Source organism: Chitinophaga sp. SYP-B3965 (genome assembly GCF_009647655.1).
Taxonomy (GTDB): domain Bacteria; phylum Bacteroidota; class Bacteroidia; order Chitinophagales; family Chitinophagaceae; genus Chitinophaga.
Map to the genome: position 1 here is coordinate 65,279 of NZ_WJFD01000003.1, position 21,529 is coordinate 86,807.

The 21,529-nt window shown below is 45.6% G+C and carries 19 protein-coding genes; 5 read left to right on the forward strand and 14 right to left on the reverse strand.

Annotated elements, in window-relative coordinates:
- Positions 1 to 27: 27 nt before the first annotated feature.
- From fucP to GFS24_RS18020, 7 genes are read right to left on the reverse strand one after another with little or no spacing between them, the layout of a single operon-like run.
- A complete protein-coding gene (gene fucP / locus GFS24_RS17990; protein ID WP_153661743.1) occupies positions 28 to 1,275 on the reverse strand; it encodes an L-fucose:H+ symporter permease in 1,248 nt (415 codons plus the stop codon).
- Between the two features lie 51 nt (positions 1,276 to 1,326).
- Positions 1,327 to 2,109, reverse strand: coding sequence for an SDR family oxidoreductase (locus GFS24_RS17995; RefSeq protein ID WP_153661745.1), 783 nt, complete (start codon positions 2,107 to 2,109; stop codon positions 1,327 to 1,329).
- Positions 2,110 to 2,118: 9 nt separating this feature from the next.
- Positions 2,119 to 2,946, reverse strand: coding sequence for an amidohydrolase (locus tag GFS24_RS18000; RefSeq protein WP_253906519.1), 828 nt, complete (start codon positions 2,944 to 2,946; stop codon positions 2,119 to 2,121).
- Entirely contained in the window at positions 2,943 to 3,272 is a 330-nt protein-coding gene (locus tag GFS24_RS18005) for an L-rhamnose mutarotase (RefSeq protein ID WP_153661749.1), read from the reverse strand. The genes GFS24_RS18000 and GFS24_RS18005 overlap by 4 nt, the downstream gene beginning before the upstream one ends.
- Before the next feature lie 11 nt (positions 3,273 to 3,283).
- Positions 3,284 to 4,138 carry a fumarylacetoacetate hydrolase family protein gene (locus GFS24_RS18010; protein ID WP_153661751.1) on the reverse strand — a complete coding sequence of 285 codons (855 nt, stop codon included), beginning with the start codon at positions 4,136 to 4,138 and terminating at the stop codon, positions 3,284 to 3,286.
- Positions 4,139 to 4,146: 8 nt separating this feature from the next.
- On the reverse strand, positions 4,147 to 4,896 hold the full coding sequence (locus tag GFS24_RS18015) for a hypothetical protein (RefSeq protein WP_153661753.1): 750 nt from the start codon (positions 4,894 to 4,896) through the stop codon (positions 4,147 to 4,149).
- Positions 4,896 to 5,678 (reverse strand): SDR family NAD(P)-dependent oxidoreductase, encoded by a 783-nt coding sequence (locus GFS24_RS18020; protein WP_253906520.1) that lies wholly within the window; start codon positions 5,676 to 5,678, stop codon positions 4,896 to 4,898. The genes GFS24_RS18015 and GFS24_RS18020 overlap by 1 nt, the downstream gene beginning before the upstream one ends.
- Before the next feature lie 115 nt (positions 5,679 to 5,793).
- Here GFS24_RS18020 and GFS24_RS18025 point away from each other — a divergent pair, with 115 nt between their 5' ends.
- Together GFS24_RS18025 and GFS24_RS18030 are read left to right on the forward strand one after the other, a co-directional pair.
- The gene (locus GFS24_RS18025) at positions 5,794 to 6,468 is read left to right on the forward strand and encodes a M15 family metallopeptidase (RefSeq protein WP_153661755.1); all 675 of its coding nucleotides are present in this window, start codon (positions 5,794 to 5,796) and stop codon (positions 6,466 to 6,468) included.
- Between the two features lie 30 nt (positions 6,469 to 6,498).
- Complete coding sequence (locus GFS24_RS18030; protein WP_153661757.1) at positions 6,499 to 7,341, forward strand: DUF1080 domain-containing protein; 843 nt, start codon at positions 6,499 to 6,501, stop codon at positions 7,339 to 7,341.
- Between the two features lie 121 nt (positions 7,342 to 7,462).
- Here GFS24_RS18030 and GFS24_RS18035 read toward each other — a convergent pair whose 3' ends face one another.
- The 7 genes from GFS24_RS18035 to leuC all read right to left on the reverse strand — a co-directional run bounded on the left by GFS24_RS18035 (position 7,463) and on the right by leuC (position 15,864).
- A complete protein-coding gene (locus GFS24_RS18035; RefSeq protein ID WP_153661759.1) occupies positions 7,463 to 7,969 on the reverse strand; it encodes a hypothetical protein in 507 nt (168 codons plus the stop codon).
- A gap of 59 nt (positions 7,970 to 8,028) precedes the next feature.
- Positions 8,029 to 9,372 carry a Gfo/Idh/MocA family protein gene (locus tag GFS24_RS18040; protein WP_153661761.1) on the reverse strand — a complete coding sequence of 448 codons (1,344 nt, stop codon included), beginning with the start codon at positions 9,370 to 9,372 and terminating at the stop codon, positions 8,029 to 8,031.
- Positions 9,373 to 9,936: 564 nt separating this feature from the next.
- Complete coding sequence (locus GFS24_RS18045; protein ID WP_153661763.1) at positions 9,937 to 11,136, reverse strand: hypothetical protein; 1,200 nt, start codon at positions 11,134 to 11,136, stop codon at positions 9,937 to 9,939.
- A gap of 94 nt (positions 11,137 to 11,230) precedes the next feature.
- Positions 11,231 to 12,736 carry a 2-isopropylmalate synthase gene (locus GFS24_RS18050; RefSeq protein WP_153661765.1) on the reverse strand — a complete coding sequence of 502 codons (1,506 nt, stop codon included), beginning with the start codon at positions 12,734 to 12,736 and terminating at the stop codon, positions 11,231 to 11,233.
- 33 nt (positions 12,737 to 12,769) lie between these two features.
- Positions 12,770 to 13,849: a 3-isopropylmalate dehydrogenase gene (gene leuB, locus GFS24_RS18055; protein ID WP_153661767.1), complete on the reverse strand. Its 1,080-nt coding sequence runs from the start codon at positions 13,847 to 13,849 to the stop codon at positions 12,770 to 12,772.
- A gap of 7 nt (positions 13,850 to 13,856) precedes the next feature.
- Positions 13,857 to 14,456 carry a 3-isopropylmalate dehydratase small subunit gene (gene leuD / locus GFS24_RS18060; RefSeq protein WP_153661769.1) on the reverse strand — a complete coding sequence of 200 codons (600 nt, stop codon included), beginning with the start codon at positions 14,454 to 14,456 and terminating at the stop codon, positions 13,857 to 13,859.
- 10 nt (positions 14,457 to 14,466) lie between these two features.
- Positions 14,467 to 15,864, reverse strand: coding sequence for a 3-isopropylmalate dehydratase large subunit (leuC, locus tag GFS24_RS18065; protein ID WP_153661771.1), 1,398 nt, complete (start codon positions 15,862 to 15,864; stop codon positions 14,467 to 14,469).
- 169 nt (positions 15,865 to 16,033) lie between these two features.
- Between leuC and GFS24_RS18070 the strand changes: the two genes are divergently transcribed.
- From GFS24_RS18070 to GFS24_RS18080, 3 genes are all read left to right on the forward strand, one after another.
- Positions 16,034 to 17,587 (forward strand): hypothetical protein, encoded by a 1,554-nt coding sequence (locus tag GFS24_RS18070; RefSeq protein WP_153661773.1) that lies wholly within the window; start codon positions 16,034 to 16,036, stop codon positions 17,585 to 17,587.
- A gap of 532 nt (positions 17,588 to 18,119) precedes the next feature.
- Positions 18,120 to 19,091, forward strand: coding sequence for a ribonucleoside-diphosphate reductase small subunit (locus GFS24_RS18075; RefSeq protein ID WP_153661775.1), 972 nt, complete (start codon positions 18,120 to 18,122; stop codon positions 19,089 to 19,091).
- Between the two features lie 47 nt (positions 19,092 to 19,138).
- Positions 19,139 to 21,511 carry a ribonucleoside-diphosphate reductase subunit alpha gene (locus tag GFS24_RS18080; protein ID WP_153661777.1) on the forward strand — a complete coding sequence of 791 codons (2,373 nt, stop codon included), beginning with the start codon at positions 19,139 to 19,141 and terminating at the stop codon, positions 21,509 to 21,511.
- Positions 21,512 to 21,529: the final 18 nt, after the last annotated feature.

Genomic DNA, 21,529 nt, shown 5'->3' on the forward strand with positions numbered 1-21,529 from the left:
ACAGCGTTTTTAATATGTAAATGATTATTATTTAGTCTTGTACCCTTTCCATCCGTATAATAATACTACCACAAAGCAGATCAGTGGCACAATAAAGGAGATGGCGGTTGACTGGGATTCCGCAATTGCACCCATTACATAAGGCACCAAAGCACCACCTACGATAGACATAATGATGAAGGAAGATGCTTCTTTTGTGTGTTCGCCCAGGTCTTTTACACCTAATGCAAAAATGGTGGGGAACATGATCGACATAAAGAAGAAGATACCGATCAATGCATATACTGACATTTCTCCTTTACCCATCATTACTAAAGCGCAGAGCAGGATGTTGACACCTGCGTACAATGTTAACAATGCATTCGGCGCAATCTTACGCATCAACGCAGTACCTACAAAACGGCCAATGGTAAATAATGCGAGGGATACAGCCAGCAGGTAAGAAGCTTTTTCGCTGGTGGCACCTTCCCAATATTCTGTTACATAGTTGATGAACAAAGCACCTACGCCCACTTGTGCAGCTACGTAAAAGAACTGTGCGGTTACACCAAAAGTAAAGTGACTGTGTGCAAAAAGTCTTTTGCCGCTGGAAGTTGCTTTTACTGTTCCTTCTTCACTGGTAGCGATCTCCGGCAATGTAGTACGATAGAAGAGGAAAGCGATCAGCAATACCACTACTGCCATTACAATGTATACCACCTGTACAGAAGAAAGATCAGATTCCGCGCCTGCTACTTTTTCGCCACCAAAGAATAATGCACCGCCGATAATGGGCCCCAGGAAAGAACCCAGCCCATTAAAACACTGTGATAAATTCAGGCGTTGCTCAGAAGTAGCCCTGTCACCCAATACAGTTACATAAGGGTTGGCGGCGGTTTCCAGGAACGTTAATCCTGAAGCCAGTACAAATAATGCTCCCAGGAAGAAATTGAAATTAGCAAAGTGTGCAGCGGGATAGAATAATGCCGCGCCTGCTGCATACAGCAATAAACCCAGGATGATCCCTGTTTTATAACTGAATTTTTTCATGAGCAAACCAGCAGGTAAGGCCATCAGGAAGTAAGCCCCGAAATAAGCTGCCTGCAGGAGTGTGGAACGTGCTTTATTGATGGACAATGCTTCCTGGAAATGTTTATTGAGTACATCCAGCAAACCGTAAGCCAGGCCCCACATAAAGAAAAGGCTGGTCACCAGGATGAAAGGAAATAAAAATTTCTGACCCGTTGTAGTGCCCTTGGATGTATAATTAGTTGTGCTAGCTGCGCCGCCTGCCATATACAATTGCGTTTAAGGTGAAATGATTATAAGTGGAATTTGTAGGCGTTTTTAACTGACAGAACGGTCCAGGTGTGTGTATCCCCCATCTACATAGATGATCTGCCCGGTGGTGTGTGATGATAATCCTGATAAGAGGAATACGGTCATTCCGGCAATCTCTTCAGAAGTGGTCATTCTTTTTTCCAGTGGAATTTTAGATACGATGGACTTCAGTTTCTCTTCCGGGTTGGGTAAAGAATTGATCCATGTTTCGTACAGCGGCGTCCACACCTCTGCTGGTATTACGGTGTTCACGCGTACGGAAAAAGGCAGCAGTTCTACGGCCCATTCTCTTGTGAGTGCATTGATAGCACCTTTGGAAGCAGCATAACCGGAGGTGTTGCCCTGGCCGGTGCTGGCTACTTTTGAACCGATGTTCACAATGTTGCCTTTTGTTGCTTTCAGGTAAGGCAATGCATAATGCGCCAGGTTGTAGTAGTGAGAAAGATTGTTCTGCAATGATTGCATGAACTTCTCCGGGCTGCCACTTTCCAGGCCTACGCCATCATTGGCGCCTGCGTTATTGATCAATCCGTCTATACGGCCAAATTCTTTTACGGTTTGGTCTATTACTTTTTTACAGTCTTCCACTTTACCTAATTCAGCAGTGATACCGATCGCTTTGCCACCGCCTTTGCGGAGTTCTGCTACTGTTTTTTCATTATCAGCTTCCTTACGGCCTGCAATCACGGCAATGCCGCCTTCCGCTACGATCATCCGCGCAATAGCTTCACCAATACCTTTGGCGCCACCTGTAACGATCACTACTTTATCCTGTAATCCGAGATCCATTTGTGAAATTTAAGCGAGTTTATAAAATTCAATGGCATTACCACCCATGATCTGTGCTTGTTCAGCAGCAGATAAACGGGAGATGTAATCCGTCACGATATCCTTTACCTGTGTATAATCTGCTGCGAGCAGGCACACCGGCCAGTCTGACCCAAACATTAAACGTGCTGGTCCAAATGCTTCCAGTGCCACATCCAGGAAGGGCGTAAAGTCTTCTTTCTTCCAGTTTTGTATATCCGCTTCCGTGACCATACCGCTCAGTTTGCAGTATACGTTCTGAGAACGGGCGATGTTGCGGATGTGTTGTTCCCATCCTTTCAGTTCGCCTGTTTCAAAATCCGGTTTAGCGAGGTGATCTATCACCATGGGCTGGTTTTCGAACTTCTTCACAAACTCTACAGCAGCGGGCAGCTGGTGTGGATAGATGAGGATATCGTAAGTTAATCCGAATGCAGAGAGGGCTTTGATACCACGACCGAAATCTTCTCTCAATAAGAAGTTACGGTCTGGTTCTCCCTGTACAATATGCCGGACACCTTTCAGTAAAGGGAACTGTGCGTAATGTGCCAAACGTTCTTCTACATTGGCTGCCTTCAGATCTACCCAACCTACTACACCTTTAATAAAAGGGTTTTCGGCTGCAAGTTGTAAAAGGAAATCTGTTTCTGCTTCGCTTTGATCAGCTTGTACAGCTACACAACCTTCTATGCCATTGGCCTGTAATACGGGCGCAAGATCAGCGGGTAAAAAATCCTTGCGGATAATGCTCATGTCCTCCGTGATCCAGGCGTCACGGATGGGGTCAAAATTCCAAAAATGCTGATGCGCATCTATCATAACGTAAATATCTTGTCCATCAATACCCATTTTTCTCCGGGCTTTGCTACCGGGATGGCTTGCTGATATTTCCACATCAGTTCCTCCCACTCTTGTACTTTCGGATTGGCTGCATCTGAAGCGCCTTTCCTTTCAAAAGAAAAAGTATTGTCCACCTCCATGATCATGAACATACGGTTACCGGCGCGGTAGATCTCCAGGTTGGTGATACCGCTGCTGCGGATACTTTCCAGGATCTCCGGCCATACGGCACTGTGATATGTTTCATATTCTGCTATCAGCTTCGGCTCATCCTTCAGATCAAGCGCCAGGCAATATCTTTTCATAACGATCTGTTTTATTTTTTCCAGGCAACCGCCTCTTGTTTAGAAGTACCCAATCCGTCAATTCCCAATTCTATCACATCTCCTGCCTTCAGATAAACGGGCGGATTGAATCCTAAACCAACACCTGCAGGTGTTCCGGTAGAGATCACATCTCCCGGGAGCAGGGTCATGAACTGGCTCAGGTAAGAAACGATGAAAGGAATTTTGAAGATGAAGTTGGAAGTATTACCATCCTGCATCTTTTTACCATTCACGGTTAACCAGAGGCGCAGGTTATCTATGTTTTCAATTTCATCTTTTGTAGCCATCCATGGGCCCAGTGGCGCGAAGGTATCGCAGCTCTTTCCTTTTACCCATTGGCCGCCTCTTTCTATCTGGAATTCCCTTTCGCTGTAATCATTGTGCAGGCTGTAACCCGCAATGTATTGCAGCGCATCGCTTTCTTCCACATAACTGGCTTTTTTACCGATCACTACGGCCAGTTCTACTTCCCAGTCTGTTTTCACACTGTTGCGCGGGATCACGACATTATCATTAGGCCCTACGAGGGAAGAAGTTGCTTTAAAGAATACGATAGGTTCTTTGGGGATGGCTGCATTTGTTTCCTTTGCATGATCTGCATAGTTCAAACCGATGCAGATGATCTTGGAAGGGCGTGCCACGCAGGAACCCAGCCTTGTACCTTCTGGTACTTTAGGGCAAACATTGCTATTTGCAGCCCACCATTCTGTAAGGCGGATCAAACCATCTGTTTCAAAAAAACGTTCTCCGTAATCTTCTCCGAAAGCAGATACATCAAACATACCCGCGTCTGTTATAACGCCTGGTTTTTCTTCTCCCAACAATCCAAACCTGATAAGTTTCATATGTTATATTATTTTACAACTGATTTTAATTGTTTAGCGCCAATGCGGCCTTCCACTACTTTTACTTCGTAATATTCTTCCAGTTCACCATCTATCTGCAAACCCACAAACACATCATCTTTTTTGTAAGACTGGATATAAGGTTTACCACCGCCATATACCGGCATGTTCAGGGTACGTTCAGCACCACCGAATTTGATGTAGACATCCACTGTACCCACAGTAGCAGATGGTTTTAATTCTACGATGAAATCTGAGATGATGAGGCCGGACTGGAAGTTCTCTTTGTATTTTTCCACAAGCGGCTGCTGACGGATCACATCACCCAGGCCCAGTTTTTTATCAATGTATTCGTAGATGCGTGCAGGGGGTGAAGGCACCCATAAGATCCGCAATGATGCGCCATCCTGTGTACCGTGATAATAACGGTTATCCCTGTTTGCTTTGATGATGCCTATCCACACGCTGTTGGGTTTATCCCAGAGGATGCGGTAGATAGCAGTATCTGCGAAACCTTTCATCAGGGGCAGATCCTCAAATGATTTTTCATACTTCAGCGTGTCTACCGTGAAATTGAATGTAACGGTGGAAGTGTCTTTGTCTTTTTTGCTAAAAGCTACATTGATGGTTCCGGCAGGTTTCGCTTCTTTCACAGTGTTATCTGCGGCAGAAGCGCTTGTTTCTGTTTTCTGATCTGTGGAATTGTTACAGGCCATTATGCCTGTGGCCAGCGCACATACGGCGAGGAATTGTTTCATTAGTTATTCAGTTTTATAAAACCTCCGTCAAGCGGATAATCGCAACCGGTGATAAAACCTGCTTCATCAGAGCAGAGGTATAAAGCGAGGTAACCCACTTCATCCGGTTTGGCCATACGGCCTATAGGTTGTGTCTTAGACAGCTTTTCAAACATTTCCGCTTCTTTGCCGGGATAGTTCTTGGCAATAAACCCATCTACGAAAGGCGTGTGTACACGGGCAGGGGAAATACTGTTCACACGGATCTTGTCTGCCAGGTAATCTTTGGCCACGGAGAGCGTCATGGTGTATACGGCGCCTTTGCTCATGGAGTAAGCAAACCTGTCAGGAATACCTACGCTGGAAGCAATAGAAGCGATATTGAGGATCACGCCGCCACCTTGCTTTTTCATCTGCTCTATTACCCCATACATGCAGTTGTAAGTACCTTTTACATTCACGGAGAATACGCGGTCGAAATCCTGTTCGGCCGTAGATTCCAGTTTCCCTACGTGTGCAATACCGGCGCAGTTCACCAGGATATCCAGTTTACCGGATGTTTGGATGATCTTTTGCATCACGGCCACTACCGCGGCCTGATCTGCCACATTCACGGCATGCACAAATCCCTTGCCCCCAGCTGCACTGATCTCTTCCACGGTACCCTTTCCGGCATCTTCATTCAATTCCAGCACGTGAACAATAGCCCCATTGCCGGCAAAACAACGCGCAATTGCCTGTCCGATGCCACTACCGGCACCCGTTACAACAGCAATTTTCCCATCTAAACGGAACAAACTCATCTTTTACTTATTTTAAGGGTTCTAAAATACCGTAATTATAGGCGTTATTGCAATCCTTTTTTACCCTCATTTTGTACTTTCTTGACTATTTTCATGTGTAAATAAACCCAATGTTGTGAAAAATATATACATCTTATACTTATTCCTACTACCATGGAAGCTCTCCGCCCAGGAAATCCCCCTGAATAAACACGGCCTGCCTGTTGTGAATTCCCTCCAATTATACAAAGAACTGGTGAAACAGAACGAGGACCTTCGCTTAATAAAGATCGATGATATAAAGCAGGATGTACGTTATGCTACTGCTAATAATTTTACGAAGGAGCAACTATACCCCTACCCTGTTGTTTATCTGCGGCGCCCTGCCTACCGGGCATTACAAGCTTTACAAATGGTACTGGAGCCTATGGGTGTGGGGCTTAAAATATTTGACGGGTACCGGCCCTACCGAATAACGGAGAAGATGTGGAAGGTGATGCCGGACGACCGTTATGCTGCTGATCCTAAAAAGGGATCCGGCCATAACCGGGGCATAGCGGTAGACCTTACGCTCATTTATCTTAACACGGGCAAGGAATTCCCCATGGGCACGGATTACGATGATCTTTCTGAAAAAGCCCATCACGAATATGAGCAGTTAACGCCGGAAGAAAAAGAAAACCGGGTATTCCTGCGTACTTTAATGGAAGCACACGGGTTTGTAGCATTGGATACGGAATGGTGGCATTATTACCTGAAAGACCCGGAAAAATATCCTTTAATGGATATCTGGTTTGATGAGTTAAAGTAATTTCATAGTTTAACAGCCTAATACACGTCTATGCAAAGAATAAAACTACTGATGACGATCTGCCTGGCACTGGTAACCGGGATAAGTACTGCACAGGAATCTCAAAAGGGATGGCAGCAGCTTTTTAACGGGAAAGACCTGAAAGACTGGGATATCAAGATCTCCAAACATCAGCTGAATGATAACAACGGGAACACTTTCAGCGTGAAAGATGGTAAGCTCACTGTATCCTATGATGGGTACAAAGCTTTTGATGAACAATATGGTCACATCTTTCACAAGAAAAAATTCTCTGCTTACCTGCTGGTGATGGAATACCGTTTTGTGGGAGAACAGGTGAATGGCGGGCCGGGATGGGCTTACCGTAACAGTGGCGCGATGATCCATTCACAATCAGCGAAGAGCATGGGTGTGGACCAGGATTTCCCTATTTCCATCGAAGTACAATTGCTGGGTGGTAATGGCAAAGGAAAACGCTCTACGGCTAACCTTTGCACACCGGGTACCAACGTGGTGATGAAGGATCAACTGGTTACTGCGCATTGCATTAATTCCACTTCCAAAACATATGATATGGATGTATGGGTGAGAGCGGAAGTATTGGTGCTGGGAGATTCCATCGTTAAACATATTGTGGAAGGAGATACGGTGCTGACCTATGAAAAACCACAGATCGGCGGCGGTAATGTTTCCAACTATGATCCGGCGCTGAAAAAGAATGGTCAGCTTTTATCTGAAGGATATATTGCGCTGCAGAGTGAAAGCCATCCTATTGAATACAGGAAGGTAGAGTTGTTTGATCTGGTGCCTTATATGAAGGACCCGAAGAAGCTGGGGGCGAAGTTGAAAGAATTGCAACAGCGGAAAAAATAAAAAAAAGGGCCGTATCAAAATTATGATGCGGCCCTTTTTTTATTCGGGTACTTGATGGAGGCATGCCATCATTTATGCAATTCTCCGGGCTATCTTTTATTTTTGATACGGCCCCTTTTTATTATATCTTCTCGATAGACACTATTCGGATCCCCCGGAAACAATCATCCTGGCATCCATTTTCCACATAACCGCAAGAAGAGATCATACCACTGTTCTTTGCTTCGAAATACACCGTGACATCTTTTCTTTTCGGCAGCCACTGTGCTTTCGCCTCCTGGTAGATCTCGTCCAATGTTTGGGGAGTAAACGCATTCTGATGTGAGTTCAGGTTAGAGGCGTCTTCCTGCCATTCTTCCATGAGGGTGATCTGCCCTGTTCCACCATCCATGTTGCTGCGTTTAAAAGCGCGCCCCACAGGTTTCCCGGCTTGAACAGTAATGGAGGTTTCAGTCCTTGTTCCTGTCCAGCTTACGGTACTTACCGTATAACGGTAGTTATCACCGGAGGAAGTCCTGAAATTCGTCCAGGTTTTGTAACTCTTGTCAAAATCTTTTTCGTAAGCGGTGTCGCTTTTCTTACATGCTGCAAAAAGCAGGAGCATTAACAGGTAAACATTGTACTTCATATGGGAATTTTTCTCCCTGTTAAAACGTAAGATGTCCCTTTAATGTTACAGTCAACTGTTTACACCGTAGGTTCCCATCCTGGTTGATAATCCCGTTTCCAGAATTTCATGGCAGCGGGATCATTTTTTATATGGCCGTTGGAAGGGTCAATATGCAGTGTATTGCCGGAGCGCAACGCAATATTACCTAACTGGCAGAGCAGCGTACTTTGATGACCACTGATGATATCTGAATTCAATGGCGTGCCTTTGCGGATACCGTCAAAAAAGTTTTGCAGGTGAATAGCATCCAGGTCTGCCGCAGGATTTGTTACATTGCGGGCATCTATCGTTTTATCGTTCTTCACTTCTTTCACAATCTTATTCTTCAGATCAAAGATCGTGTAGGCATTACCGCTATCTATCAGCAATGAACCGGTTTCTCCATAGAAAATAACGCCTACGGAACCACCTTCAATATATTTGCCATTACAGCTGCGGCCTTCCCAGACCATGCTGGTGTTATTAGCAAATTCGTGTGTGATCACTTGTGTATCCGGCGTTTCCCAGTCATCTTTGTAACGGTAGCGGCCGCCGGAAGAAGTAACGCGGGTAGGGTAATCTACCTGTAAACCCCAACGCATCAGGTCTACCATGTGTGTTCCATTGTTTAATGCTTCGCCGGTGCCCCAGTTCCAGAACCAATGCCAGTTATAATGGAGCAGGTTATCTTTAAAGGCACGGCGTGGTGCAGGGCCTTGCCAGAGATCGTAATTCAACCAGGAAGGCACATCTATTTCTTTACCGATGCCAATGGATTCCCTGTTATTGGTGTACCAGCCTTTGGCAAAGTAGGCACGGCCAATTACGCCATCCTGTACTGCTTTGATACCAGCTGCTACATTCGGCCAGGAACGGCGTTGGTTGCCCATCTGGATCACTGATCTGTATTTCTTCTGCACCTGCACCAGCAATTCACCTTCATGGGGATTGTGGCTGCAGGGCTTTTCCAGGTATACATGTTTGCCAGCTTTGGCGGCTAATATAGCTGCAGGGGCATGCCAATGGTCCGGTGCGGCTATCACCAGTGCATCCATCTCTTTATTCTCCAGTGCCTTCCTGAAATCAGGAACAGCAGTAGGCGCTTTTTTCTGAATGGCTGTTACCTGCTGGATACATTTCTCCGCAGCGCGGCTATCTACATCTGAAATGGAGAGTACTTCACAGTTCGGCTGGCGGGCATAATTGGTGGCCAGTGCCAGACCGCGGGCATTTACGCCCATCATGCCTACTTTTATACGTTCGTTTGCACCGATGATGCTGGCATAGCTTTTGGCGCTCATACCGGGCAGTATTCCGCCAATAGCCAATGCGGCGGACCCTTTCATAGCGTTTTTAAGGAACGCCCTGCGTGATTTTTCCATTTTTTAACTGGATTTGGTTGTTATCCCTTTAAAGTAATACTATTTGTAAGAAAATGAAAGTGAAAAGTGCGCTTTTAATACGGGATGGATACGGGATTGCTACGGGATTGGTATGCTTTTGCTACGGGATTACTCCCTTTTTATTGGGATTTCCCAACTTTCTGCGTGGCAGATAAGGTTTAAATTTGGGTATGGCCAGGCAAATAGGCATAAAAAAGATCACGGGCACTAAGGGCAATATCACCTTTTACAAGATGAACGGGGAATACTATGCCAGGATGAAGAGTTCTTTAAAGGGTAAAAGAGTTAAAAAAGATCCTGCTTTCCGGCTTACGATGATGTATGCCGGCTGGCTGGCAAAGGCATCCAAAATTGCTGCTGTGGTGTATAGCTCTCTCCCTGAAGATGAACGGGAACATCAGCAATACCGTACCATGACGGGTATAGCGATGAAGATGCTGAAAGCAGGATCAGCACCGGAAATGATAGTGGACCACCTGGTGAGTTTGTATACGTTTCATGTAACAGCGGAAGGGATATTAGCATGCCCTTCCGCCAGAAAAACTACTTCCCCTTACGGATATCCATCTCCTGCTGCATCTTATCCACCTGCTTCTTCAATTCAATTATATACAGCATCTGCTCTTCTATCTTCTGCAACAGCAGCTTGTTCATTTCTCCCACATCAACGCCTTTCTCTTTCACTTCCGTTTCATTAGGGATGCCCGGCAGGTGTTTATGTTTTTGGATGTACTGCTCCGTTTCGTAGATGGAGGGGAATTTGTAACCCGGTTCAAACACAAAATCGGACCAGCCGGTGAGGGTGACTTTTACTTTTTTTGCGAATACATTTCCTTTCACGGCGAGTTTTGCATCTGGGTCGGGGTACAAGGTGCCGATGCCTACGTTTCCGCTTCCATCTATCACAATATCATCTCCGTAGTACCATTCAACTCCTGTGTTTAATTTATCAAAATGCCTCCGGGTGCCGATGATCATTTTCCCTGTAGCATGACCATTTGTAGTGTTGCCGGGTACAGTCATAACGCGGCCCTGGCCCCATGGATTATTACCGTCCATATCAGTAGGCAATACAAATTCCAGTGCAGCACCTGTACTCATATTACGTCCGGTCTGCGTTGCTTTGATGGCAACTCCCCCACCAAAAGTCTTATTATTTCCCATATTTATATTTTCCGCCAGCGCTACGACCGTCAAAGTGGAAGGTCCTCCTTCATTTTTAATAGTGGTTTGCCCCTGTAACACGATCTGATCGTTTGGGCTACTAAGTTCCTGTACATTACTTACCTGATCCCCTGGAACAAGGATAAGTGTTTCATTACGGGTATACCCTGTAAAGGATAAATTAAACATAGTTGCTCCATAACCGATCTCAGCAGCCATGTACTTTTCTCCGTTATACGTAAGCAATACCAAACGGGCACTTTCATTATACCCCACCAAAGTACCAAGATCTGCATTATAAGCAGAAGCGGTATTCACTTCCACCGTCCATTTACGGTTATACGACCCCGTAGTTCCACGGATAGCTGTTATCTTTCCCATCACAAAGTTGTCATTCATGGCTACGCCTGCATAGGATTTGTGCAGCAGTACATAATCCGGCCCCGCACCATCACGGGTTTGGCCTGCTATGCTTTTGTTTGCGTAATAATCTCTGCCATTGTTGAGCGAGTGAATTTCCTGTGCCTGGGCACCTGCTATGGTTAGCAACAATAGGATAATACCGGTTAACTTTTTCATATGTAAAAGGGACTTTTAGGATAGCAATATAATAAAAAAACTGCCCCGGTTACCCGAAGCAGCTTAACTATTACATACATCGAAAAAACTCTTCCTAGAATATCTTGTTCAGTGCATCTACATAAGCATGTACACTGGCATTTACAATGTCTGTTGAATAGCCAAATCCATAATAGGATTTGCCATTGTGGTTCACGCGCATATTCACTTTACTTACATCTTCACTACCACCACGCATAGCCTGAATGCTGAATTCATCCAGTTCAATATCATCCTGTATGATGGTATGAATGGCGTTGATCGTTGCATTCACAGGACCGTTGCCGGCTGCGCTGCCTTCTTTCTCTTCTCCGTTGATGCGCAGTTTCACAGTAGCCATCGGGCGTAAAGGATCACCGCATACTACCTGCAGCAGAATTACTTTGATCGCTTTATCATCATAGTTGCTATCCGCACCATCGCCCATGAGTGTGAGCAGATCGTGATCTGTGATCTCTTTGCGGGTATCCGCCATTTCTAAGAAGCGGGAATACACATCATCAATATTGATCTTTTCCAGTTTGTAACCCAGTCTTTCCAGGTGATGTTTCAATGCATGGCGGCCACTGCGTGCAGTAAGGATGATGGAGTTGGATTGCAGTCCGATATCTTCCGGATCTAAGATCTCGTAGTTTTCACGGTGTTTCAGTACACCGTCCTGGTGAATACCGGAACTGTGTGCAAAGGCGTTCCTTCCTACAATTGCTTTGTTTGGTTGTACGGGCATGCGCATCATGTTAGATACCAGGTTGCTGAGATCGTAGATGCGTTTGCTGTTGATGCCTGTGGTGTAACCCAGTGCGTGATGGGTTTTCAGGATCATGGCCACTTCTTCAAGAGAAGTATTACCGGCACGTTCACCAATACCATTGATGGTACATTCTACCTGGCGGGCGCCATTGAAAACACCGGCGATGGTGTTGGCAGTAGCGAGACCAAGATCGTTATGGCAGTGTACGGAAATGATAGCTTTATCAATGTTGGATACGTGATCCATGAGGTATTTGATCTTGGCGCCATATTGTTCCGGCAGGCAGTATCCGTTGGTATCAGGGATATTCACTACGGTAGCTCCGGCAGCAATTACTGCTTCTATCATTTGAGCGAGGTAGGCATTATCTGCACGGCCGGCATCTTCTGCGTAGAATTCTACATCATCAACAAACCTGCGGGAGTATTTTACTGCTTCCACAGCGCGTTCCAGGATGTTTTCCCTGGTGCTGTTGAATTTGTATTTGATGTGCATATCTGAAGCGCCGATACCGGTGTGGATGCGTTTGCGTTTGGCGAATTTAAGCGCTGCTGCTGCTGCATCGATATCTGCTGTGTTGGCACGTGTGAGTGCACAGATCACAGGTTCGGTCACTGCTTTAGAAATTTCGACGACGCTTTGGAAATCGCCGGGGCTGGAGATAGGAAAGCCTGCTTCTATCACATCCACTCCTAACGCTTCCAGTTCTTTTGCTACAATGATCTTTTCCACGGTCGTCAACTGGCAACCCGGCACCTGTTCGCCATCGCGCAGGGTTGTATCAAAAACGTAAACACGATTGTTATCCATGGTATTTTACTATTTCAAATGAGGTAAATAAAATTAATTCAGGTTTTCCAGCACTTTGGCGCCCATGGCGTCTGTGCCTAATAAAAATTCGTTGGGTGTATGTTTGTTGGCAATATCCATTGTACGGTAACCCTGGCGCAGCGTGGCATCTACGGCACGGATCACACGTTGGGATTCTTCTTTTAATCCGAATGAAATATCCAGCAGCAGCGCAGCAGATAAGATAGATGCCAGCGGATTGGCAATCCCTTTTCCGGTAATGTCGTGCGCGGAACCGTGGATAGGTTCATAGAAACCGATGGAATCTCCTACGGATGCAGATGCCAGCATACCCATAGATCCTGCGATCTGGGAAGCTTCGTCTGTGAGGATATCTCCAAACAGGTTGCCGGTTACTACCACATCAAAACGCTTAGGGTCTTTGATCAATTGCATGGCGGCATTATCGATGAACATATGTTCTGTTTCCACGTCAGGATATTCTTTCGCAATTTCCTGTACCACTTCTCTCCAAAGGCGGGATGCCTCCAGCACATTGGCTTTATCTACAGAGCAGAGTTTTTTACGGCGGGTGCGTGCAGCATCGTATGCTTTACGGGCAATACGTTCTACTTCATATCTATGATAGATCATCAGGTCAGACGCCGTGTTGCGGTCTTCACTTCTGTTCTTTTCTCCAAAATATACATCTCCTGTGAGCTCACGGAAGAAAAGGATATCTGCGCCTTGCAGGATCTCCGGTTTAATACTGGAGGCATGCAGCAGATCGTCGAATAATTTGATGGGGCGAAGATTTGCGTAGAGTCCCAGTTCTTTCCTGATCTTCAGCAATCCTTGTTCAGGGCGTACTTTCAGGGTTGGGTCATTATCATATTTTTCATGGCCGATGGCACCGAATAAGATAGCATCGCTCTGGCGTGCTTTTTCCAGTGTTTCATCCGGCAGCGGATTACCAGTGGCTTCTATGGCTACGTGGCCCATGATGCCTTCGTGGAAGGTAAAAGTATGCTTGTAGTTTTCCGCTATTGTTTCCAATACTTTCTTTCCCCAGGCTGTTACTTCCTGTCCGATCCCGTCTCCGGGTATTACCAGAATTTTCTTTGTGACTCCCATAGTTTATTTAGAAATTAAATGGTCTTGTTGTTTCGTATGCTGCTACTTCTTTGCTTAGACTGAGCAGGTAATCAATGTCGTCATAACCGTTCAGGAGGCACGTTTTCTTGTAGGCGTTGATATCGAAGGTTTCCTTTTCGCCGGAGTTTACAATCCTGATGAATTGCTCTTCCAGGTTAACTTCTACTTCAGCGGTTGGATCTTTTTCAACAGCGGCGAAGATCTTTTGCAGGAAATCATCACTTACCTGGATGGGCAGGATGAAGTTATTCAATGCATTGTTCTTAAAGATATCTGCAAAGAAACTGCTCACTACTACTTTAAATCCGTAATCACCCAATGCCCAGGCGGCGTGTTCCCTGGAAGAGCCGCAACCGAAGTTCTTCCCGGCTACCAGAACGCGTCCTTTATAGAGCGGATTGTTGAGTACGAAATCTTTTTTTGGCGTTTGCTGATCATCAAAGCGCCAGTCGCGGAACAGGTTCTCACCAAAACCATCACGGGTAGTAGCTTTCAGGAACCGGGCCGGGATGATCTGGTCTGTGTCTATGTTCTCTATCGGTAAAGGTACCACGGTGGATACCAGGTTTGAAAATTTCTTGTCCATGTTGTTTTAATTAGATCATGTTCCTCACGTCCGTTACATTTCCGGTAATAGCAGCTGCTGCAGCTGTTAGCGGGCTTGCCAGGAAAGTACGGGCATTAGGGCCCTGGCGACCTTCGAAGTTCCGGTTGGAAGTAGCAATGCAATACTTTCCGGCCGGGATCTTATCCTCATTCATGGCCAGGCAGGCTGAACATCCCGGCTGGCGCAACTGGAATCCTGCTGCTTCAAACACTTTATCAATTCCTTCTGCAATCGCCTGTGCTTCCACTTGTTTGGAACCCGGAACGATCCATACGGTTACATCGTCTGCTTTGCGTTTTCCTTTTACGAATTCTGCCACCATGCGGAGGTCTTCTATCCGGGAATTCGTGCAACTGCCGATAAATACGTAATCCACTTTCTTTCCCAAGAGCTGGCTGCCTGGTTCCAGATCCATGTACTGCAGGGATTTGGAGAAAGAAGGTCTTTCTTTATCGTCTATCTCTCCGAGAGAAGGAATGTGCTGGGTTACCCCGATACCCATTCCCGGGTTCGTGCCATAAGTGATCTGGGGTTCAATATCCGCCGCGTCGAAGGTGAGCACTTTGTCAAACTCCGCATCTTCATCCGTTTGCAGTGTTTCCCAGAAAGCGAGGGCTTTGTCCCAGTCTGCTCCTTTTGGAGCAAACTCACGGCCTTTGATATATTCAAAAGTGGTAACGTCCGGTGCAATCAATCCGCCGCGGGCGCCCATTTCGATACTCATGTTACAGATGGTCATCCGGGCTTCCATGCTCAGGCTGCGGATGGCTTCTCCGGCATACTCCACAAAGTAGCCGGTAGCGCCGGAAGCAGAGATCTGTGCAATGATGTAGAGGATGATGTCTTTAGATAAAACCCCTTTCTTCAATTGCCCGTTCACTTCTATCTTCATCCTTTTGGGCTTGTATTGCAGGATGCACTGGGTGGCCAGCACCTGCTCCACTTCTGAAGTTCCGATCCCGAAGGCAACGGTTCCAAATGCCCCGTGTGTGGAAGTATGACTGTCACCACAAACGATGGTCATGCCCGGCAGGGTGATCCCCAGTTCTGGCCCTATCACATGCACAATGCCCTGGTAAGGATGGCCCAGGCCGTATAATTCCACCCCAAATTCAGTGGTGTTCTTTGTTAGCATTTCTACCTGTTTCCGGCTCAGGGCTTCCTTAATGGGAAGATGCTGTTCCAGGGTAGGCACGTTATGATCTGCAGTAGCCCTGGTCTTAGCAGGCCTGAAAACAGGGATATTACGTTTCCGCAGACCATCAAAGGCCTGTGGACTGGTCACTTCATGTATAAAATGTGTATTAATGTACACGGCATCCGGGAATCCCGGCTTACTGGCAACGATGTGCCCATCCCAAATCTTATCGAATAATGTTTTACCCATGTGTAGTTCGTTTACACCCTATATTTGCTTTTCTTATCAGTTTATTCATTCAAATCTAATTGACACATTTAATCTACAGTTCGTTAAATTTGTCATTATTACGATTCATAACAGCTAAGTATAGCCATTAACCTATTAAGGATCAATTATTTATAATCCAGTATCAACGATGTCCAACACGCAGAATGATGCGCTATTTATATTGATTAAAACGCTCACGAAGGCCGAAAAAAGGAATTTTCAACTGGCTTTTAACCGGGATAACACGAAAGAGGACGTACTGTTCATTCAGCTGTTCCAGACTTTGGACAAGCTGAAGGAGTACGATGAGGCGGAAATACTGAAACGGATCCCGGACATCAAAAAACAACAGTTAAGCAATGTAAAGGCCCATTTATACAAACATCTCCTCACCACCTTACGGTTGTTGTATAAAACCAAAGACCCCCTGATAGAACTCCGGGAGCAACTGGATTATGCCCGGGTGCTTTACAATAAAGGTTTGTACAACCAAAGTCTGAAAATCCTGGCCAAGGCAAAAGTGAGTGCCCGGGAGCAGGAAGAGGTGATGTTGTACTTTGAGATCGTGGAGTTTGAGAAACTGATCGAAACCAGGCATATCACCCGCAGCCTGGATAACCGGGCAGATGAACTGAGTGATGAATCCCGTATTATCAATGAACAGCTCAACAATGTCAGCAAACTTTCTACCCTTTCGCTCCGGATGTATGGCATGTACCTCAAATTAGGACATGCGAGGGATGTGAAGGATGTGCATATGCTAAAAAGCTTTTTCGACTCCAACCTGCCGGTGGTGCCTTTACAGGGTATGAGCTTTTATGAAAGGGTTTACCTGTATCAGGCCTATTGCTGGTATTACTACATCCTGCAGGATTTCCTGATGTATTACCGTTATACACAGAAGTGGGTGGACCTCTTTACAGAATATCCTGCTTTAAAGGATTCTGATGTAGACCTTTACATTAAAGCGCTGCATAACTTACTCACCGCACATTTTCATACCATGAACCACGACAGGTTCATTGAGGTGCTGGGCGTGATGGAGAAATTCATTATTGAAAAAGAAGAAAGCCTCAACGAAAATACCCGCACTTCTGCATTCGTATATCTCTATACCGGCAAGATCAACAGCCACTTCCTGGATGGTACGTTTACGGAAGGGCTTAGTTTAGTGGCGGAAGTAGAAGAGAAAATATCAGAACACCAGCTGACGGTAGATCAGCATCGTGTATTGGTATTCTATTACAAGATCGCGTGTTTATATTTTGGCAGCGGGGATAATGATAATGCCATTGTGTACCTGAATAAGATCATCCAACTGCGCATTGGCAATTTGCGGGCAGATATTCAATGCTTTGCACGTATCCTGCATCTGATAGCTCATTATGAACTGGAGAACTACAGCCTGGTGGAATACCTGATCAAGTCTGTGTATCACTTCATTGCGAAACATAAAGACCTTAGCCTGGTGCTGGAGGAGATCCTGAAATTCCTTCGTAAGAATATGTATGCCAATCCCAAAGCCCTGCGTACTGCTTTTAAAGACCTGAAAGGCAAACTGGAACAGATCGCGAAGAATCCTTTTGAGCGGAGGAGCTATCTGTACCTGGATATTGTATCATGGCTGGAAAGTAAGATAGAGGGCATCCCGGTGCAAACGGTGATCAGGAAGAAATTCATTGGAAAAGTACCCCGGATCTAGGGTTTTCCACATAACCGCTGTGGATTACCTCAATTGGTAACATTAAATTAAAGTGCCATAGGAAATCCTGTTAACAGGAAACGTGGTGAGATTACCCCAGTAGTTGCCCGATCATTCATCAAAACATTGCTGATCAGTTACTCAAGTATTCACTTCTTCCATAATTTATTTTTATATTTTTCGTGCCAGTTTTTTAACACATTTCACAAATATATTATACCAGAGACCTGCATTTATATGTGCAAAAGTCCGTATTGTACACCCCTGCTACCTCTTGAAAAAACCGGCTTTCTTTATCCACACGTGTTAGGAACTTTTGCCTCTTCCGCACCCCTTTGATCGTTAGATTTGCAAACAGTCTTGACGCTGTTGTATCGGCTTCTATCGTTAGAAAAACAACCATTACAGCTTCATTGTCAAAGTCTTCGCGAGTGAGAGTGACCCTTTCCAATTTAAACAGGATTGTTATACCGTCGGCCCGCGTCTTTATTTGAAAAACATTGGACAGTCATAACCATATTATAAAATTTTTATGAGTAACGAGAATGAGATATTATTGAGAGAGAACAAAGACCGGTTTGTAATCCTCCCGATAAACTACCCCGCCATCTGGGAACAATATAAACGCCACGAAGCCAGTTTCTGGACTGCGGAAGAAATTGATCTTTCCAGCGACCTGAAAGACTGGGCTAACCTCAATGACGGAGAACGCCACTTTGTTTCCCACGTACTGGCATTTTTTGCTGCGTCTGACGGGATTGTGAATGAGAACCTGGCCGTAAACTTCATGAGCGAAGTACAGATCCCGGAAGCCCGTTGTTTTTATGGCTTCCAGATCATGATGGAAAATATTCACTCTGAAACATATGCATTGCTGATAGACACATATATCAGTGATCCTGTTGAGAAGAACCGTCTCTTCCATGCTATTGATACCATCCCTGCTGTTACTAAAAAAGCAGAATGGGCTTTACGCTGGATCAACAACGGAAGTTTTGCACAGCGCCTCGTAGCCTTTGCTGCGGTGGAAGGTATTTTCTTCAGTGGTAGCTTCTGTTCTATCTTCTGGTTAAAAAAACGCGGCCTCATGCCCGGCCTGACCTTCTCTAATGAACTGATCAGCCGTGATGAAGGATTACATTGCGAATTTGCCTGCCTGCTCTACAGCATGCTGAATGGTAAACTGGATGAAGCGGAAGTACACCAGATCATTGGCGATGCCGTTGAGATCGAAAAAGAATTTATCACAGACGCGTTACCTGCTGCATTGATAGGCATGAACAGCGAACTGATGAAACAATACATCGAATTTGTTGCAGACCGCTGGATCAGCGAACTCGGCTGCAAGAAGATATATAATACAGCCAATCCTTTCGACTTTATGGAAATGATATCCTTACAGGGAAAAACCAATTTCTTCGAAAAACGGGTGGGTGACTATCAAAAATCAGGCGTGATCGGTGGAAAAGAATCCAACACCTTCAGCCTGGATGAAGACTTCTAGAAACTACTAACCTCCATATATTCATCACCCATTAAATTCAATACACCATGTTCGTTATAAAAAGAGACGGCAGAAAAGAGTCTGTCAAATTTGACAAGATCACAGCAAGAGTAGAAAAACTGTGCTATGGACTCGCGCCTGAATATGTTGATTCGATAGATGTGGCTAAAAAGGTGATTCAGGGACTGTACGATGGTGTTACCACTACTGAATTAGATAACCTGGCTGCCGAAACTGCTGCTTCACTTACTACCAAACATCCTGACTACGCACAGCTTGCTTCCCGTATTGCGGTGAGCAACCTGCATAAGAATACAGAGAAGTCGTTTTCCAAAACGATGAAGAAACTGTACGATTACATCGATCCTAAAACGGACAAACCAGCAGGTTTGCTGAGTGACGAAGTATGGGACATCATCCAGGAGAATGCAGACATCCTGGATTCCACTATCATCTATGACCGCGACTTTGCTTTTGATTACTTCGGTTTCAAAACCCTGGAGCGTTCTTACCTGTTGAAATTAGACGGAAAGATCGCTGAACGTCCGCAACATATGTTCATGCGTGTGTCTGTTGGTATTCACAGGAACGATATTGATTCTGCTATCAAAACGTACAACCTGATGAGCGAACGCTGGTTTACACATGCCACGCCTACCCTCTTCAACGCAGGTACGCCTAAACCGCAAATGAGCAGCTGCTTCCTGTTAACTATGCAGGGAGATAGCATTGAAGGAATATATGATACGCTGAAACAAACTGCCAAGATCTCTCAGAGCGCCGGCGGTATTGGTTTAAGCATTCACAACATCCGCGCTACGGGTTCTTACATCAGCGGTACCAACGGAACTTCTAATGGTATCATCCCCATGCTGCGTGTATTCAACGACACTGCACGTTACGTAGACCAGGGTGGTGGAAAACGCAAAGGCGCTTTCGCTATCTACCTGGAGCCATGGCATGCTGATGTATTTGAATTCTTAGATCTCCGCAAAAACCACGGTAAAGAAGAAATGCGCGCACGCGACTTATTCTATGCCCTCTGGATGCCTGACCTGTTCATGCAACGTGTAGAAGCTGGTGGAGACTGGAGCTTGTTCTGTCCGCATGAAGCACCAGGACTGGCTGATTGCTGGGGCCCCGAATTTGAAGCACTGTATGCAAAATACGAGAAAGAAGGCCGTGCACGTAAAACCGTGAAAGCACAAGACCTCTGGTTCGCTATCCTGGATGCACAGATCGAAACGGGTACTCCTTACCTGCTGTATAAAGATGCTGCCAACCGCAAATCTAACCAGCAGAACCTGGGTACTATCAAAAGTTCCAACCTGTGTACAGAGATCATCGAGTTTACTTCCCCTGATGAAGTGGCAGTATGTAACCTCGCATCACTGGCGTTACCACGCTTCGTGATAGATGGTAAATTTGATCATCAGAAATTGTACGAAGTAGCTTACCAGGCTACACTCAACCTGAATGTGATCATCGATACCAACTACTACCCTGTTGAAGAAGCCCGTCGTAGTAACATGCGTCACCGTCCTATCGGATTGGGTGTGCAAGGTTTGGCGGATGCATTCTTCCTGCTGCGCTATCCGTTTGAAAGCGCACCAGCACAACAGCTGAATAAAGAGATCTTTGAAACTATCTACTTTGCTGCATTGACTGCTTCCAAAGACCTCGCATCTAAAGATGGCGCATACGAAACATATGAAGGTTCACCTGTTTCCAAAGGTATCCTGCAGTATGACATGTGGGATGCTACTCCATCTGCACGTTGGGATTGGGCTGGCCTGAAAGCTGAGATCAAGAAACATGGTATCCGCAACTCCCTGTTGCTGGCGCCTATGCCTACTGCCTCTACTTCTCAGATCCTGGGTAACAATGAGTGTTTTGAACCCTACACTTCCAACATCTACACACGTCGTGTATTGAGCGGTGAGTTCGTGGTAGTGAACAAACACCTGCTGAAAGACCTGGTGGAACTGGGCCTCTGGGATAACGATATGAAACAGAAGATCATTGCAGCCAATGGTTCTGTACAGAGTATTGCTGAAATCCCATCTAACATCAAAGAGCTGTACAAAACTGTTTGGGAGATCAAACAACGTACGATCATTGATATGGCGGCAGACCGTGGTGCGTTCATCTGTCAGTCGCAAAGCCTTAACCTGTTCGTAGATACACCATCTGCATCTAAACTGACTTCTATGCATTTCTACGCATGGAAGAAAGGACTCAAGACCGGTATGTACTACCTGCGTACACAAGCTGCTACGCAAGCGGTTCAGTTCACAGTGGAGAAACAAGGTGGCCAGAATATGGTGCCGGTTGTGAATTCAGGAGATGTGCTGGAACTGGAAGTACCAGAGGGTGCGGTATGTACGATGGAAGAAGGTTGCGTTACCTGCAGTGCATAATTGCTGACTTTAGATATT